The sequence below is a fragment of the Microbacterium neungamense genome (assembly GCF_024971095.1).
GTDB classification, from domain to species: Bacteria; Actinomycetota; Actinomycetes; order Actinomycetales; family Microbacteriaceae; genus Microbacterium; species Microbacterium neungamense.
Genome location: NZ_CP069717.1, coordinates 1,655,938 through 1,672,329 on the forward strand (window position 1 = coordinate 1,655,938; position 16,392 = coordinate 1,672,329).

Below are 16,392 nucleotides of genomic sequence, written 5' to 3' on the forward strand. Positions count from 1 at the left end.
AGGTGGGGCTGCGCCCGCGAGACGGATGAGCGCTACACCCGTTCGACGACCGGGTGCCCGTGTCAGAACCAGTCGCTCTCGCGCACCTGGCGCATCGCCAGCCGGCGCGTCTCCCCCTGGAGGCGGGACAGGTACACCGTGCCATCGAGATGGTCGGTCTCGTGCTGCAGGGCCTGGGCCAGCAGCCCCTCCCCCTCGAGCACGACCGGATTCCCGTCCAGATCGATGCCCTCGACCCGCGCCCACGGATGCCGCGGCGTGTCGTGCCAGAGCCCGGGGACCGAGAGGCATCCCTCCCCGGTCGGCACCGGCTCGCCGCGCACCTCGGTGAGGACCGGGTTGATCACGTACCCGATGTCGCCGTCGATGTTGTAGCTGAACGCCCGCTGCGCCACCCCGATCTGGTTGGCAGCGACGCCCGCGCGCCCGGGCACCGCGACGGTGTCGAGCAGATCGGCGATGAGAGCGCGCACGCCCTCGTCGATCTCCTCGATCGGCGCGCACACGGTGCGCAGGACGGGGTCGCCATACAGGCGGATCTCGCGGACCGTCATCGCGCCGCCTCCCGCAGGCCCTCGACCAGGCGGGCCGCGAGCTCACGAGCCGCACGCCGGGTCTCCGGCTGCAGGCTCTGGAAGTCGATCGCTCCCCCGCCGGCGATCTGCGGGTCGTAGGGGATCCTGACGACGTGCTTCGCGCGGGTGGCGAAGTGCGTCTCCAGCTCGTTCAGCCGCACCAGCGGGGATCCGGGCGTGGACTGATTGAGCACGACGATCGCCTGCCGGGCGAGCTCGGTGCGCCCGTTGGTCTCGAGCCAGGTGAGCGTCTCGGACGCCAGCCGCGCCTCGTCCACGCTGAGCCCGGACACGATCACGAGCTGGTCGGCGAGGTCGAGCATCGCGCCCATCACGGAGTGCACGATGCCGGTGCCGGAATCGGTGATCACGAGCGAGTAGTACTGCGCGGCGACGGCGGCGACGTCACGGTAGTCGGCATCGCCGAACGCCTCGGAGACGTGCGGGTCGGTGTCCGAGGCGATCACGTCGAGGCGCGTCTCGTCGCGCGCGACGATCGCGGAGATGTCGTGGAAGCCGCGGATGTCGTCCTGGATGCGGACCACGTCGCGCACCGAACTGCCGTGGTGCGTTCCGACGACGCGCTCGGCGAGCGTGCCGCGGTCGGGGTTCGCGTCGATGGCGACCACCCGGTCGTCGCGGGCGTCGGCGAGCGCCATGCCGAGCAGGGCGGTGACCGTGGTCTTGCCGACGCCGCCCTTGCGCGAGAGCACGGGCACGAAGCGGGCGGTTCCGGTCAGCGGCGCCGCGATGCGGGCGGTGAGCTCCTTGCGGGCCTTGACGCGCTTGCCGTCGCCGATGTTGATGCGCCGGCCGGAGAGGGTGTAGAGCAGGCGGCTCCAGGGTCCCTCGGGTTCGGGCTTCGCCACGCGGTGCGGATCGAGCAGGCGGTCGGCGGTGAGCAGGTCGGCGCTCTCCCGCGAGGTATCGCCGAGGTCCTCGAGACGCTTGGCCGTGAGCGTCACCTCGCGCGCGGGGACTTCGGATGCCGCGCGCGGCGCATTCGGACGATCGTCGGTGTCCACGGGTCGCTCCTCCTGGGTCGGGGTGCCGGGCCTGCGGGCCGCGGCCGCCGCGACGGCGGCTCTCGCCGCGGCGAGCCCGTCGGCGATGGTCTGCCGCTCGGCGGTGTGCCGCTCGTCAGGCGTCGCGGACAGAGATGCGGCGGCCGGCGATGGGACGGAGCGGATGCCGGCTGCCGGCGCGCCGGCGGTGTCGATGTCGGCGTCCTCGGCGTCTTCGAGATCCGCGTCGTCGAACTCGGCCACGTCGTCGACGTCCTCGTCCGCGCGTTCCCGCAGCTCCACCTCGTCGCCCGCGAACCCGGCGTCCTCGACCTCGACGTCCTCCTCCTCGAGCTCGGCGCCTTCCTCCTCCGGCTCCGCGTCCTCGGCACCCTGAGCCTCGAGCTCGGCGCCGTCGCCCTCGAGGTCCGCGTCTTCGGCAGCGTCGTCCTCGAGGTCCGCGTCCTCGGCAGCCTCGGCCTCGAGCCCGGCGCCCTCGTCCTCGACCTCGACGTCCTCGACCTCGGCGTCCTCGACCTCGGCGTCCTCGACCTCGGCGTCCTCGTCTTCGAGCCCGGCGCCCTCGTCCTCGTCCTCGACCTCGGCGCCCTCGGCGTCCGCGGCGTCGTGCGCGACCTCGAGACGACCGTCTTCGGCATCCGTGGGCGCGTCGTCCGCGGACCGGGCCGCAGGACCGGCGCCCTCCGCCGCAGCGTCCTCGGGATCGACGGCTTCAGCCTTGACGGCTTGGACTTCGGCCTCGGTTTCGACCTCGGCCTCGGTTTCGACCTCGACCTCGGTTTCGACTTCGGCCTCGGTTTCGACCTCGACCTCGGTTTCGACCTCGGCTTCGTCCTCGTCGACCGGCGCGGACCCGGCATCCGTTGCCGCCTCGTCCGCACCTGCCGGGAGTTCGATCACGATCTCGGGCGTCTCCTGCTGGATGCGCGCGATCGTGTCCGGGTCCGCGACCGCGGAGGTGTCGATGATGAGGTCGGTGGGGATCTCGCCGTCGACGACGCCGTCGTCCACGAGGTCGTCGTCCTCCTCCGCGGGCAGGCTGACGCTCACCTGCGCCGTGCCGCCGAGGATGCCGAGGCTGGTGGTGTCGATGGATGGGGTCTCGTCGAGGACACCCAGTTCGTCGTCGGCCTCCGGCTCGTCGGTCTTCTTCGGCGTCACTGTTTCACTCCAAGCTTGTGCGAGCTTCTCGCCCGCACAAGGTTAGTGCGACGGGCGGATGACGACCAAAAGATCCCCCGCCTCCACCTGCTGGGTCGACGCGATCGCGAGCCGCTCGACGACGCCGTCGACGGGGGCCGTGATCGCGGCCTCCATCTTCATCGCCTCGATGGAGGCGACCGGCTCCCCGGCCCGCACCTCGGTGCCCTCCTCTACCTTGAGCGTCACCGCACCGGAGAACGGCGCGGCGACCTGACCCGGCTTCGACGTGTCGGCCTTCTCCGCCTCGTGCACCTCGACCGCGATCGAGCGGTCGCGCACCGCCACCGGGCGCAGCTGCCCGTTCAGGGTGGTCATCACCGTGCGCATGCCCTTCGGGTCGGCCTCGCCGATCGCCTCCAGGCCGACGTACAGGCGGACGCCGCGCTCGATCTCCACCACGTGCTCGGCACCCGGCACCAGCCCGTACAGGTAGTCGGCCGTGTCCAGCACGGACAGGTCGCCGTACTCGTCCCGGTTCTGGCGGAAGATCCGGGTGGGACCGGGGAACAGCAGCTCGTTGAGCATCCCCCGGCGCTCCTCGGACGAGCCGGACAGCGCGGCCGCCTGCTCGTCGGTGATCGGCGTGATCGCGGGCTTCACCGAGCGCCCGGCGAGCACCTTGCTGCGGAACGGCTCCGGCCATCCGCCCGGCAGGTCGCCGAGCTCCCCCGCCATGAACCCGACCACCGAATCCGGGATGTCGTAGCGCTCGGGGTTGCGCTCGAAGTCGTCCGGGTCGGCCTTCACCGCCGCGAGATGCAGGGCGAGGTCGCCGACCACCTTCGAGGACGGCGTCACCTTCGGCACCCTGCCGAGGATGCGGTTCGCCGCGGCGTACATGTCCTCGATGAGCTCGAAGTCGTCGGCCAGACCGAGCGCGATCGCCTGCTGCCGCAGGTTGGACAGCTGACCGCCCGGGATCTCGTGGTGGTAGACCCGGCCGGTGGGGCCGGGCAGCCCCGACTCGAACGGACGGTAGAGGTGGCGGGTCGCCTCCCAGTACGGCTCGAGGTCTGCGGCGGCCTGCAGGTCGATCCCGGTGTCGCGCTCGGTGTGCGCGAGGGCCGCGACCAGGGCCGACAGCGGCGGCTGACTCGTCGTTCCCGCCATCGGCGCGGACGCCGCGTCCACGGCATCCGCCCCCGCGTCGCTCGCGGCGAGCAGCGTCGCGAGCTGTCCGCCGGCGGTGTCGTGCGTGTGCACGTGCACCGGCTGGTCGAACCGCTCCCGCAGCGCGCGCACGAGCTTCGCCGCGGCGGCGGGTCGCAGCAGGCCTGCCATGTCCTTGATGGCGATGACGTGCGCACCGGCGTCCACGATCTGCTCGGCCAGGCGCAGGTAGTAGTCGAGGGTGTACAGATCCTCCGCGGGATTGAGCAGGTCCCCGGTGTAGCAGAGGGCGGCTTCGGCGACAGCGGTGCCGGTGGCGAGGACGGCGTCGATCGCGGGGCGCATCTGCGAGACGTCGTTCAGCGCGTCGAAGATGCGGAAGATGTCCACGCCGGTGGCCGCGGCCTCCGCGACGAACGCGTCGGTCACCTCGGTCGGGTACGGCGTGTACCCGACCGTGTTCCGACCGCGCAGCAGCATCTGGATGTTGATGTTCGGCAGCGCCTCGCGCAGCGCGGCCAGCCGGTCCCACGGGTCCTCGGCGAGGAAGCGAAGGGCCACGTCGTAGGTGGCACCGCCCCACGCCTCCACCGACAGCAGCTGCGGGGTCATCCGGGCCACGTAGGGCGCGACGGCGACGAGGTCCTTGGTGCGCACGCGCGTCGCCAGCAGGGACTGGTGCGCGTCGCGGAACGTCGTCTCGGTGACCGCCAGCGCGGTCTGCGCGCGCAGGTCGGCGGCGAACCCGGCCGGTCCGAGCTGCTGCAGCCGCTGCCGCGAGCCCGCCGGCGCCGGCTCCCGCACGTCGATCGGGGGCAGCTTCGACGCCGGCGGGGCGGCCAGCGGGTTCTCGCCATGCGGCTTGTTCACCGTGGTGTCCACCAGCCAGCGCAGGATCTTCGTGCCGCGGTCCTTCGAGGGGCGGCTGCGCAGCAGCTGGGGGCGCTCGTCGATGAACGAGGTGGAGAGGTCCCCGGCGAGGAAGGCCGGGTCCTCGAGCACGCCCTGGAGGAACGGGATGTTGGTGGAGACGCCGCGGATGCGGAACTCGGCGAGGGCGCGGCGGGCGCGCGAGACGGCGCTCTCGAAGGTGCGGCCACGGCAGGTGAGCTTCGACAGCATCGAATCGAAGTACGGGCTGACCTGGGCGCCGGCGGCGGTGGTGCCGCCGTCGAGACGGATGCCCGCGCCACCGGGCGACCGGTAGGTGGTGATCTTGCCGGTGTCCGGGCGGAACCCCCGCGTCGGGTCCTCGGTGGTGATCCGGCATTGCAGCGCCGCGCCGCGCAGGTGGATGTCCTCCTGCTCCAGTCCCAGCTCGGCCAGGGTCGCGCCCGCCGCGATCTGCATCTGGGCCCGCACGAGGTCGACGTCGGTGACCTCCTCGGTGACGGTGTGCTCCACCTGGATGCGCGGGTTCATCTCGATGAAGACCACCTCGCCGGCACGGGGACCGGCTGTCTCGAGCAGGAACTCCACGGTGCCGGCGTTCTGGTAGCCGATCGACTCGGCGAACGCCACGGCGTGGCGGTGCAGCGCCTGACGGATGCCGTCGTCGAGGTTCGGCGCCGGCGCGATCTCGATCACCTTCTGGTGCCGCCGCTGCACCGAGCAGTCGCGCTCGAAGAGGTGCACGATGTGCCCGTGCCCGTCGGCGAGGATCTGCACCTCGACGTGACGCGGGCGCAGCACCGCCTGCTCGAGGAACATCCGCGGGTCGCCGAACGCGGCATCCGCCTCGCGCATCGCCTCGGCGAGGGCAGGAGCGAGCTCCCCCTTCGTCTCCACGCGCCGCATGCCGCGGCCGCCGCCGCCGGCGACCGCCTTCGCGAACAGCGGGAAGCCGATCTCGTCGGCCTGCGCGACCAGCTCCTCGACGTCGCTCGAGGCCTCGGTGGACCGCAGCACCGGGACACCCGCCCGGATGGCGTGCGCCTTGGCTGCCACCTTGTTGCCCGCCATCTCCAGCACGCGCGCGGGCGGGCCGATGAACGCGATGCCGTTCGCGGCCGCCTTCTCGGCGAGTTCGGGGTTCTCGGACAGGAACCCGTAGCCCGGGTAGATCGCGTCGGCGCCCGCCTCGAGGGCGACGCGGACGATCTCGTCCACGTCCAGGTAGGCCTGGACCGGATGCCCGCGCTCCCCGATCTCGTAAGCCTCATCGGCCTTGAGCCGGTGCAGGGAGCCTCGGTCCTCGTAGGGGAACACCGCGACTGTGCGCGCCCCCACCTCGAATGCCGCTCGGAATGCCCGGATCGCGATCTCGCCGCGGTTGGCCACCAGGATCTTCTGGAACATGCACACCTCTGTCTGCTCGATGTACGCGGTGCGCGCACAGGGGCCGGGGCTGAGTGTGTGTCCAGACTAGGGCACGGTAACGTGGTGTCCGTGCACGTACTCAGCGTCAGCTCCCTGAAGGGAGGCGTCGGGAAGACCACCGTGACCCTCGGTCTGGCCTCCGCCGCCTTCGCCCGCGGCATCCGAACCCTCGTCGTGGACCTCGACCCGCAGTCGGACGTCTCCACGGGCATGGACATCCAGATCGCCGGGCGCCTCAACGTCGCCGACGTCCTGGCCAACCCGAAGGAGAAGGTCGTCCGTCAGGCGATCACCACCAGCGGCTGGGCGAAGGTGCATCCGGGGACCATCGACGTGCTCATCGGCAGCCCATCCGCGATCAACTTCGACGGCCCGCACCCGAGCGTCCGCGACGTGTGGAAGCTGGAGGAGGCGCTGGCCACCGTCGAGTCCGAGTACGACCTCGTCCTCATCGACTGCGCGCCCTCGCTGAACGCGCTCACCCGCACCGCCTGGGCGGCCAGCGACCGCGTCATGGTCGTCACCGAGCCGGGGCTGTTCTCCGTCGCCGCGGCCGACCGCGCGCTGCGCGCGATCGAGGAGATCCGCCGCGGCCTCTCCCCCGCCTGCAGCCCCTGGGCATCGTGGTGAACCGGGTGCGCCCGCAGTCGATCGAGCACCAGTTCCGGATCAAGGAGCTGCGCGACATGTTCGGTCCGCTGGTGCTCGCCCCGCAGCTGCCCGAGCGCACCTCGCTGCAGCAGGCGCAGGGCGCCGCGAAGCCGCTGCACATCTGGCCGGGCGATTCCGCGCAGGAGCTGGCGGCGGACTTCGATCAGCTGCTGAACCGCATCATCCGCACCGGCCGGGTGCCGGTTCCGGAGGCCGGGCCGCAGGCCTGACCGGGTTGTCGACTGTCGGCCGGTCCGTCAGGCGGTGCGCTTCGCGCGACGAGCGGCGAGCTCGTCGACGGGATCCGGCGCGGTCGGGTCGAACTCGACGAGCGTGGACTCGACTTCGCGGAGCACCTTGCCCACCGCGATGCCGAACACGCCCTGACCGCGGCTGACGAGGTCGATGACCTCGTCGTTCGAGGTGCACAGGTACACCGAGGCGCCGTCACTCATCAGCGTGGTGCCGGCGAGATCACGGATGCCGGCGGCGCGCAGCTGCTCCACGGCGGTGCGGATCTGCTGCAGCGAGATGCCGGTGTCGAGGAGGCGCTTGACGAGCTTCAGCACGAGGATGTCGCGGAACCCGTAGAGGCGCTGCGAACCCGAGCCGCTGGCGCCGCGCACCGTGGGCTCGACGAGCTCCGTGCGCGCCCAATAGTCCAGCTGACGGTAGGTGATGCCGGCGGCGCGAGCGGCCACCGCACCGCGGTAGCCGACCTCGTCATCCATGGCCGGAAGCCCGTCCGTGAAGAGGAGCTCGGTCACGAACCGCGGGTCGCCGGAGAGCTCATCCGCATTCATCTCTGTCCTCCTTGAACGGTTACCTCAACGCTAAAGCAGCACCCCCGCAGCGGCAACGACATCCGTGATCGGGCGAAGGTGTGTCGCAACCAGTTCGTTACGAAACCGCGCCGGTCACGACACCACGCGGGCGAGCGCCTGCTTCACCAGCAGCGCCCGCACCTCGCCGATCCGGGCCGCCAGCTCCGGGGCGAGCTCGCCGGCCCTGCCGCGGGATGCGGCGTCGGTGCGGCGCAGCAGCGAGGAGAGGGCCGACTCGATCAGGGCGACCTCACGCTCGGCGGACTGGCGCAGCGCGCGCAGGTGCCGGGGCTCGATGCCGTGCCGGCCGAGCGCCACCAGCTCTCGCAGCAGCGTCGCGGCCTGCTCGGGGTAGGTCTCCGCGGCCGGGATGAGCCCGGCCGTGACCGCCTCGTTCAGCAGCTGCGGGGCCGCGCCGGTCGCGGACAGCAGCTCGTCCCGGCGGTAGCGTCGCGCCGCGGGCGCGATCGAGCGCGGCACGACGTCGCTCCAGGCGGTCCCGCGCGCCTCGGCCTCGTCGAGCTGCTCGCGGATCACGCTCAGCGGCAGGTAGTGGTCGCGCTGCAGGATGAGCGCGGTGCGCAGCCGTTCGACATCCGACGGCGAGAACTTGCGGTACCCGGACTCGGTGCGCGACGGCGTGACGATCCCCTGGACCTCCAGGAACCGCAGCTTGCTCGAGGTGAGCTGCGGGAACTCCGGCGTCAGCCGCGCCAGGACCTGGCCGATGCTCAGGAGGCCCGTGGGCGCGGAGCGCTCCCGGGCCGCACGCACTGCCGCCATCAGGCGTTCGCCGCCGCGAGGTCGACCGGCGAGGCGAAGAAGTTCAGTCGGAACTTCCCGATCCGCAGCTCGTAGCCGTTGGCCAGGCTGCTGCGGTCGACGCGCTCCCCGTTGACGTAGGTGCCGTTCAGCGACCGCTGGTCGATGATCTCGAACGCGGTGCCGGAGCGGGTGATCTCGGCGTGACGACGCGACACCGTCACGTCGTCGAAGAAGATGTCCGCCTCCGGGTGGCGGCCGACCGTCGTGACGTCGGTGTCGAGGAGGTACCGCGCGCCGGCGAGGGCGCCGGAGCGGACCAGCAGCAGTGCGGAGCCCGAGGGCAGAGCGGCGATCGCGGCCTGCTCGGCATCCGTCAACTCCACGCCGAAGGGCACGAAGGACAGATCGGAGTCGTGGCCGAATGTCTGCGTCACGTCGTGCCGCTGCTCGCCGCTGCGGTGGATCGCGCCATCGGCGCCGATCGGGCTGTCGCTCTCTGTCACGGGTTCCCTCCTCGATCCCCAGCCTATCCGATCCCCTCCGCCCGGCGGGAGGAGTCTCCCGGCATCCGCAGGCACCTTGTCGCACTGCGTCGTCGCGCACCTCGGGACGATAGGCTGAGGGCATGCCACACTACGATGTCGTCATCCTCGGCGCGGGCCCTGGCGGCTACGTCGCCGCCGTCCGCAGCGCCCAGCTCGGCCTGTCCACCGCCATCATCGAGGAGAAGTACTGGGGTGGTGTGTGTCTGAACGTGGGCTGCATCCCCTCCAAGGCCCTCCTGAAGAACGCCGAACTCGCGCACACCCTGAAGCACAAGGCCGACTTCTTCGGCATCTCGGGTGAGTTCACGATCGACTACGGCAAGGCGTGGGACCGCAGCCGCGTCGTCGCGGACGGCCGGGTCAAGGGCATCCACTTCCTGATGAAGAAGAACAAGGTCACCGAGTACGAGGGCCGCGGCACCTTCACCGGCCCGAAGGCCATCTCGGTGGCCAAGAAGGACGGCTCCACCGAGGAGGTCACCTTCGACAACGTCATCATCGCCACCGGCTCCACGGTCCGCCTGCTTCCGGGTGTGCAGCTCAGCGACAACGTCGTCACCTACGAGGAGCAGATCCTCTCCCGGGAGCTCCCCGAGTCGATCGTCATCGTCGGCGCCGGCGCCATCGGCATGGAGTTCGCCTACGTCATGTCGAACTACGGCGTGAAGGTGACGATCATCGAGTTCCTCGACCGCGCGCTCCCCAACGAGGACGCGGACGTGTCGAAGGAGATCACCAAGCAGTACAAGAACTACGGCATCGAGATCCTCACGTCCACCAAGGTGGAGTCCGTGGTCGACAACGGCTCGTCGGTCACCGTCACCTACACCGGCAAGGACGGCCAGCAGGGCTCGATCGAGGCCGGCAAGGTGCTCATGTCGGTCGGCTTCGCTCCGAACGTGAACGGCTACGGCCTGGAGAACACCGGCGTCAAGCTCACCGAGCGCGGCGCCATCGAGATCGACGACCACATGCGCACCAACGTCGAGGGCATCTACGCCATCGGCGACGTCACCGCGAAGCTGCAGCTCGCCCACGTGGCCGAGGCGCAGGCGGTCGTCGCGGCGGAGACCATCGGCAACGCCGAGACGATGACGCTGGGCGACTACCGGATGATGCCGCGGGCGACGTTCTGCTCGCCGCAGGTCGCCTCGTTCGGTCTCACCGAGCAGCAGGCGAAGGACGAGGGCCGCGAGATCAAGGTCGCGACCTTCCCGTTCATGGCCAACGGCAAGGCGCACGGCCTGGGCGAGCCGGTCGGCTTCGTGAAGCTCATCGCGGACGCCGAGCACCTCGAGCTGATCGGTGCGCACATGGTCGGCCCGGACGTGTCGGAGCTCCTGCCCGAGCTGACCCTGGCCCAGAAGTGGGACCTCACCGCTCTGGAGCTGGCCCGCAACGTGCACACCCACCCGACGCTGTCGGAGGCGCTGCAGGAGGGCTTCCACGGCCTCGCCGGTCACATGATCAACTTCTGACACGCGGCGCGCTGCGCCCGCGAAGGCCCCGGCCCCTCCCCAAGGGACCGGGGCCTTCCCGTGCAAGGGGGCGGAGGGGTCGCGGGGGTCAGAGGCCTCCCATGGTCACGAGGGCGGCGGCGCGCGCCCGCAGCGGGGCGCGCCGAGGGCGCGGATCAGCGTCTCGCGGGCGGTGAGGAGAGGGCCGGATGCCGGTGCGCCCATCGCCATGTAGAACGCCGACCGCCGGTGCGCGCTCGCGGCGGCCCGCACGGATGCCCGGGCGTACCGTTCAAGGTCGGGGCGGCCGGAGCGCAGCGCCTCCTCGATCGCCGCGGCGAGACGACGGGCATCCGCCCAGCCGAGGTTCATCCCCTGGCCGCCGATCGGGCTGATCTCGTGCGCCGCGTCACCGAGGAGGGCGATCCGGCCGGTCGCGATCCGGCCGGCGCGATGCTGCGCGGCCAGGAACTCGACCGGCCGCGCGTCCTCCGGAATGCCGGGGTCGGTCCCGAGCCGCGCGGCGATCTCGGCCCGGAAGGCCGCCGCATCTGCCAGCGAGCCGGGCCCGGTCCGCCGCACCACCCAGCGCCGGATCCCGCCGGGCAGCGGGAGCGACTCCACCAGCCCGCCGGGTTCGCAGTGCAGCCGGGCGACGGCATCCGAGCCGGCATCCGGCCCCGATCGCACGCCTGCCCCGGCATCCGGCACGTCCGCCATCGCGTACCCGGCGCTGCCCGGTCGCCGTCGCCAGCCGAGGCCGAGTGCGGTGCGGATGCCGCTGCGCACCCCATCGGCCGCGACGAGGAGGGCCGCCGTCAGCTCCCGCTCCCGGCCGCGCTCGCGCACGGCGACCCGCACCCGCGATCCCTCGTCGCGCACCGACAGCACCTCCGTCCCCGGCCGCAGTCCGCCGGACAGTTCGGCAAGACGCGCCCGCAGCAGGGCATCCGTGCGGTGCTGCGGGAGCGTGAGCACCGGGCGCCCGGAGCCCGGCCCGGAGCCCACCCCGGACCTCAGCCCGGCACCTGACCCGGCCCCGAATGCCACCGCCGCCAGCACGCGTCCACGCGACAGCACCTCGCCGCCGCGCAGCGCGAGCGCCTCCGCCCGGATCGCGTCGGCCAGACCCGCCTCGGCGAGCGCGGCAAGCCCCGGCGGGTGGATGCCGATCGCGCGCGTCCGCGGGTCCGGGCCGTCCCGGCGCTCGCATACGATCGCGTCGATCCCGCGCGCGGCGAGCAGGCAGCCCAGCAGCAGCCCGACCGGGCCGCCGCCGGCGACGATCACGTCATGATCCGGCATCCGGCGCCTCCCAGCGCAGCTCGAGGCGCATCGGCGCCCGGCGGCGCACCGTCCAGGCCGGCGGGACCGCCGCGGCGAGCTCGTCAGCGGTGTAGGAGCGGCGGATGCTGGTCAGCCCGTCCGGCCGGATGAACGAACCCGCCAGCACGGTCGGAGCCAGCGGCAGCGTCACGGCGGCGAACAGGAGGTACGCGGCGCGGCTGCGGGCGATGTCGTGGTGCACGGCGACGCCCCCGGGACGCACCAGCCGCTGCGCGTCGGCCAGCAGCGCGCGCAGCTCGCCGGCGGTCAGGTGATGCAGCAGGTGGTTGGAGAGGACGACGTCGTACTCCTCGCCCGCGCGCACCAGGTCGGCGGTCACGCCGTGCACGTAGCGGATCCCGAGCCCGCCGTCGCGCGCCGACGCCCACGCGTTCGCCCGCGCGTCCGCGTCCAGGGCGGTGATCTCCGCGGCCAGCCCGTCCCTGCGCATCCGCCGGGCGAGGGCGCGGGTGAGGTCGGCGCCGCCGGATCCGACGTCGAGGATCCGCACTGATCCGCGACGGGCGCGCGGCCGGATGTCGCGCCGGTACCCGCCCCGCCACGGCGAGACGATCCCATTGACCAGGGCGAAGCGCGCGTAGGTGCGCTGCAGCATCCGCCGGTCGGCATCCGGCTCGTCCATCAGCTCCCGGATGCCGGTGGCGCGTGCGCTGAGGTCAGGCCCCATGTCCTGGTGCGAGGACGGTGAGCAGCGCGCTCTCGGCGGTGAGCCCGGGCCCGAACGCCATCGCGGCGACGCGCTCGCCCGGCCGCGCCCGCTCCTGCTCGAGGATCCGCTGCAGCACGAACAGCACGGTGGCGCTGGACATGTTCCCGTACTCGCGGAGCGTCTCCCGCGCCGGGCGCAGCTGGTCGTCGCTGAGCCGCAGCCGCTCCTGCACCTTGTCCAGGATGCTGCGCCCGCCCGGATGGATGGCCCAGTGCGTCACGGCGTCGCCGATGTCGCCGGCGTCGAATGCGGCGCCCAGCTCCTCCTCCGCGGCGTACAGCGGCCGTAGCGCCGCCTCGATGTTCTCGCCGATGATCTGCGGAACCGCGGTGGAGAGCACCATCTCGAACCCGCTGTCGCCGATCGTCCACGCCATGTCCTTCTCGCCCTCCGTGGCGATCGCGGTGTGGAAGCCGTCCAGCGAGAACGACGGCGCCTCGTCGCCGAGCTCGCGGGCGGTGACCAGGCAGGCCGCCGCGCCGTCGGAGAACAGCGAGGTGGCGACGATCGTGTCCGGGTTCTCCGAGGAGCGCAGATGCAGGGTGCACAGCTCGGCGCTCACCACGAGCACGACGGCGTCCGGGTCGGCGAGGCAGAACTGCCGCGCGGCGCGCAGCGCCGGCACCGAGGCGTAGCAGCCCATGAAACCCAGGTGGTAGCGCTGCACCGCATCCGACAGTCCCAGCCGCTGCACGATCGCATAGTCGGGGCCGGGGGCGTAGAACCCGGTGCACGAGACCGTGACGACGTGCGTGACGTCATCCGGGCCGATCACCGGGTCGGCCTCGAGCGCGCCGCGGGCGACCTCGACGAACAGCGCGCCCGCCTCGCGGGCGTAGACCTCGTTGCGCGCCTTCGTCCCCGGGGCGAGGAGGGTGCCGCTGGCGCGGTCGAAGAACATCGGGTCGTCAGGTTCCTCGGACAGGTCCAGCTCGCGCAGCACGGTGTGCCGGGTCTCGATCCCGGAGCCGTCGAAGGATGCCGTGACGAGGCGCTTCGCGAGCCGCCCCAGCTCGGGCTGCGCGGCGAACACGTCGCGCACGGTCTGCTGTTCGAGGGGTGTCTCCGGGACGACGGTGGACAGGGACCTCAGCTGCACCGGACGGCTCATGCCGACACTCAATCAGCACGCGCCGCCCGGGGGAAGGGGCTTGCGTCGTCCCGGGCTCTCTGGGAAGGTCCGTGCTCCGCGCCGGCCGCTCAGAACCCCAGCGCGCGGGCCAGCTTCGACGCCGAGGACGCCGGACGCCCGCCGGCGGCGACGACCGCCCGCTCCACCGCGGCGAAGAAGTCCGCCCGCTCCGCGGCATCCGTCGGGGCCGCAGGACCCAGCTCCATCTCCCATTCGCGCCACTCGCGACGGATGCCGGTGCGCTCGTCGGTCGCGCGCACGTGATCGTCGACGAACTCGGCGACGACGCCGCCGTCGCCGAGCAGGTGGTACGCGGTGCGCGCGTTCTCGATGCGCGCGAGCGGCGCGAGCGGCGCGCGGGTCCACTGCGCGACGGTCTCGGCGACGGGGGCCGGGATGGTCCCGTCCTCGTCCAACGGCCAGCCCAGCTCCAGGCGTCCGTCGCCCTGACGCGGCCCCTTGATGTGCCATCCCGCGTCCGGGCCGCCGGTGCGCCGGCGCAGGGCGACGCCCGCGCGCGCCAGGGCGGCGTCGGCCGTGTCGAGGTAGCGCGCGTCGAGGGCGCGGTGCTCCCCCTCCGTGACCGCGGTCACGCCCGGCACTGCCGACCAGTCCGGCAGGGGCGTCGCGGCATCCGCGTCGTACTTGCGCTCGACCTCGAACGCGCGCGACGGCTCGTCCGCCCCGGCCCCCGTCGGCACGGGGTCCGTCGACACGGGGCCCGTCGACACGGGGCCCGTCGACACGGGGTCAGTCGACACGGGGTCAGTCGACACGGGGGACGAAGTCGTCCTCGGATTCGGCGAACCAGAATCCGATCTCGGTGGGGCCGTCGTGCGGTCCGGTGTTGCTCGGCTCGCCGCCGCGGCGGTAGGTGAGCTGCGTCTCGCTGTACGGGACGATGAGCGTCTGCTGCTCGGCGTCGTCGAGCCGGATGATCTGCCCGTCGAGCGGGCCGCCGTGGAGTCGTGCGAGTGCCATGTGCTCACCATAGACCCGGTCACGGTCATCGGGCCGAAGGGCGCCCGGCACGCCCGCCGAGGGCTTCCGACACCCCCGTGGGCCGCTCAGCCGGCGACCATCCCGAGAACCGCCCCGAGGATCATCCACGGCCCGAACGCGATCCGGGTGGACCGGTCCGCGCGCCGGAGCGCCATCAGCGCGAGCGCGTAGACCGCGCCGAGGACGAACGCCCCCGCGGCTCCGATCAGCAGCGTCTGCCAGCCGTGCCACGCCAGCACCAGGCCGATCACGGCGGCCAGCTTCACGTCGCCGCCGCCCACGCCCTGGCGCGACACCAGGTGCAGGATGGCGTAGAAGGCCCCGAGCGCCAGACCGCCGAGCAGCGCGCGCAGCATCCGCCCGCTCTCCCCCGTCGCGAGCGCGTCGACGACGACCAGCGCGACGAGCGCGGCGAGGGTCGGCAGCACGATCCGGTTCGGCAGCCGGTGCTCGCGGGCGTCGATGACGATCAGCCGGAGCCCGACGGCCGCGAGCGCGAGGTGCACGAGGACGACGGCGACGGCGTGGAGGGACATGCCCGAAGGCTAGGGCATCCGCGCGCAGGGCGACGACGCCCTGTGGATAAGCCGCTACAGGTCGAGGATCTCGAGGTCCACGAGCACGACGTCGCCGTCGCCGATGCCCTCGGCGTCGCGCACGGCCTTCTTCACCGGCAGCAGGTACCCCGACCGGCCCGGGAAGATCGAGGTGCGCCAGGTCGTCGTGCCGATCCGGACGTTCACGCGCAGCGACCCGAAGCCGCGCGGCGGGGCGGGCAGTTCGCGAATGTCGGCGGAGAGCTCCTCCGGCAGGGTCGCGAAGAACCAGGAGTCGACGCGGGCGTCCCACCGGGTCACCGGACTCTCGAACTCGATCCGCATGCGCTCAGCGTACCTTCGAGCGCCGACATCGGCGCCGTTCCGCGGATGTCGGATGTCCGAACTAGCGTCCATATCGGACTTGAACTATTCGAAGATGTTTTCGAGGATGGATGCATGGGAAAGGCCACGCTGTCGGCGCTCTCCCCCGCCGACGAAAGGGCGGGGGAGATCCTCCGCCTGCGCCGCGAGATCGGGCGGATGCAGCGGCGACGCAGCGACGACCCCACCCTGCCGCTGGACCCCGCGCTCGCGGGGCTGCTGCCGGGCGGCGGGCTGCAGACCGGGACGGTCTACTCCGTCTCCCCCTCCCCGAGCCTGATCTTCGCGCTGATGAGCGCCGCCTCCCGCCGGGGCGGCTGGTGCGCCGCGGTCGGGATGCCCACGCTGGGCCTCGAGGCGGCGGCCGCCTCCGGGATCGACCTCTCCCGCCTCATCCTGGTGCCCTCGCCCGGGGAGCGCTGGCTGGCGGTGGTCTCCGCGCTCTCCGAGGTGGTGCCGCTGATCGCGATGAACCCCGGCACGCCGGTGCGGGAGGCGGAGGCCGCGCGGCTCGCGGCCCGTCTGCGCGACCGCGGCAGCACCCTGCTCACCACCTCCCCGTGGCCGCAGGGCGAGGGGCTGATCACCCTGCACGATCCGCACTGGGAGGGGCTCGGCGAGGGGTGGGGCTGCTGTCCGACCGGACGGTCACGGTGACGGCGCAGACGAGGACGACCCCGCGCCCGCAGAGCGTGCGGGTGCGGCTCCCCGGCAGCCTGGGCGGCGTGGAGCGCGCGGCTGCGAACGGCACGACTGCGGACCGCGTGACTGCGGACCGCGTGGAGCGCGGAGTCGAGCGCGCTCCCGC

15 protein-coding genes and 1 pseudogene are annotated in these 16,392 nt (G+C 72.4%); 3 read left to right on the top strand and 13 right to left on the bottom strand.

Going from position 1 to position 16,392, the window contains the following annotated elements:
* Positions 1–62 precede the first annotated feature (62 nt).
* The 3 genes from def to JSY13_RS07970 are packed head-to-tail and all read right to left on the bottom strand — an operon-like array spanning position 63 to position 6,211.
* A complete protein-coding gene (gene def / locus JSY13_RS07960) occupies positions 63–554 on the bottom strand; it encodes a peptide deformylase (protein ID WP_259606193.1) in 492 nt (163 codons plus the stop codon).
* A complete protein-coding gene (locus JSY13_RS12545; protein ID WP_349773846.1) occupies positions 551–2,761 on the bottom strand; it encodes a MinD/ParA family ATP-binding protein in 2,211 nt (736 codons plus the stop codon). The genes def and JSY13_RS12545 overlap by 4 nt, the downstream gene beginning before the upstream one ends.
* A gap of 42 nt (positions 2,762–2,803) precedes the next feature.
* Complete coding sequence (locus JSY13_RS07970; protein WP_259606194.1) at positions 2,804–6,211, bottom strand: pyruvate carboxylase; 3,408 nt, start codon at positions 6,209–6,211, stop codon at positions 2,804–2,806.
* A gap of 90 nt (positions 6,212–6,301) precedes the next feature.
* On the opposite strand from JSY13_RS07970, the pseudogene JSY13_RS07975 reads away from it, so the two are divergent.
* Positions 6,302–7,113: pseudogene (locus tag JSY13_RS07975) on the top strand (ParA family protein).
* A gap of 27 nt (positions 7,114–7,140) precedes the next feature.
* On the opposite strand, the gene JSY13_RS07980 reads toward JSY13_RS07975, so the two are convergent.
* The 3 genes from JSY13_RS07980 to JSY13_RS07990 all read right to left on the bottom strand — a co-directional run bounded on the left by JSY13_RS07980 (position 7,141) and on the right by JSY13_RS07990 (position 8,975).
* The gene (locus JSY13_RS07980) at positions 7,141–7,686 is read right to left on the bottom strand and encodes a MerR family transcriptional regulator (protein WP_259606195.1); all 546 of its coding nucleotides are present in this window, start codon (positions 7,684–7,686) and stop codon (positions 7,141–7,143) included.
* Positions 7,687–7,800: 114 nt separating this feature from the next.
* The gene (gene ftsR, locus JSY13_RS07985) at positions 7,801–8,490 is read right to left on the bottom strand and encodes a transcriptional regulator FtsR (protein ID WP_259606196.1); all 690 of its coding nucleotides are present in this window, start codon (positions 8,488–8,490) and stop codon (positions 7,801–7,803) included.
* Positions 8,490–8,975, bottom strand: coding sequence for an FHA domain-containing protein (locus JSY13_RS07990; protein ID WP_259606197.1), 486 nt, complete (start codon positions 8,973–8,975; stop codon positions 8,490–8,492). The genes ftsR and JSY13_RS07990 overlap by 1 nt, the downstream gene beginning before the upstream one ends.
* A gap of 122 nt (positions 8,976–9,097) precedes the next feature.
* On the opposite strand from JSY13_RS07990, the gene lpdA reads away from it, so the two are divergent.
* Positions 9,098–10,495, top strand: coding sequence for a dihydrolipoyl dehydrogenase (lpdA, locus tag JSY13_RS07995; protein WP_259606198.1), 1,398 nt, complete (start codon positions 9,098–9,100; stop codon positions 10,493–10,495).
* 105 nt (positions 10,496–10,600) lie between these two features.
* Here lpdA and JSY13_RS08000 read toward each other — a convergent pair whose 3' ends face one another.
* From JSY13_RS08000 to JSY13_RS08030, 7 genes are all read right to left on the bottom strand, one after another.
* Positions 10,601–11,779, bottom strand: a complete 1,179-nt coding sequence (locus JSY13_RS08000; protein WP_259606199.1) for an FAD-dependent oxidoreductase — start codon at positions 11,777–11,779, stop codon at positions 10,601–10,603.
* Positions 11,766–12,488 carry a methyltransferase domain-containing protein gene (locus tag JSY13_RS08005; RefSeq protein ID WP_259606200.1) on the bottom strand — a complete coding sequence of 241 codons (723 nt, stop codon included), beginning with the start codon at positions 12,486–12,488 and terminating at the stop codon, positions 11,766–11,768. The genes JSY13_RS08000 and JSY13_RS08005 overlap by 14 nt, the downstream gene beginning before the upstream one ends.
* Positions 12,478–13,641 (bottom strand): type III polyketide synthase, encoded by a 1,164-nt coding sequence (locus tag JSY13_RS08010; protein ID WP_259606201.1) that lies wholly within the window; start codon positions 13,639–13,641, stop codon positions 12,478–12,480. Before JSY13_RS08010 ends, JSY13_RS08005 begins: the two co-directional genes overlap by 11 nt.
* An 89-nt stretch (positions 13,642–13,730) precedes the next feature.
* Positions 13,731–14,378 (bottom strand): CYTH domain-containing protein, encoded by a 648-nt coding sequence (locus JSY13_RS08015; protein ID WP_259606202.1) that lies wholly within the window; start codon positions 14,376–14,378, stop codon positions 13,731–13,733.
* 49 nt (positions 14,379–14,427) lie between these two features.
* Positions 14,428–14,643 carry a response regulator gene (locus JSY13_RS08020; RefSeq protein ID WP_259606203.1) on the bottom strand — a complete coding sequence of 72 codons (216 nt, stop codon included), beginning with the start codon at positions 14,641–14,643 and terminating at the stop codon, positions 14,428–14,430.
* An 86-nt stretch (positions 14,644–14,729) separates the two neighbouring features.
* Entirely contained in the window at positions 14,730–15,200 is a 471-nt protein-coding gene (locus JSY13_RS08025; protein WP_259606204.1) for a prepilin peptidase, read from the bottom strand.
* Between the two features lie 54 nt (positions 15,201–15,254).
* Complete coding sequence (locus tag JSY13_RS08030; RefSeq protein WP_259606205.1) at positions 15,255–15,545, bottom strand: DUF1905 domain-containing protein; 291 nt, start codon at positions 15,543–15,545, stop codon at positions 15,255–15,257.
* A 114-nt stretch (positions 15,546–15,659) separates the two neighbouring features.
* Between JSY13_RS08030 and imuA' the strand changes: the two genes are divergently transcribed.
* Positions 15,660–16,241 carry a DnaE2-dependent mutagenesis accessory factor ImuA' gene (imuA', locus tag JSY13_RS08035; RefSeq protein ID WP_259606206.1) on the top strand — a complete coding sequence of 194 codons (582 nt, stop codon included), beginning with the start codon at positions 15,660–15,662 and terminating at the stop codon, positions 16,239–16,241.
* Positions 16,242–16,392 lie beyond the last annotated feature (151 nt).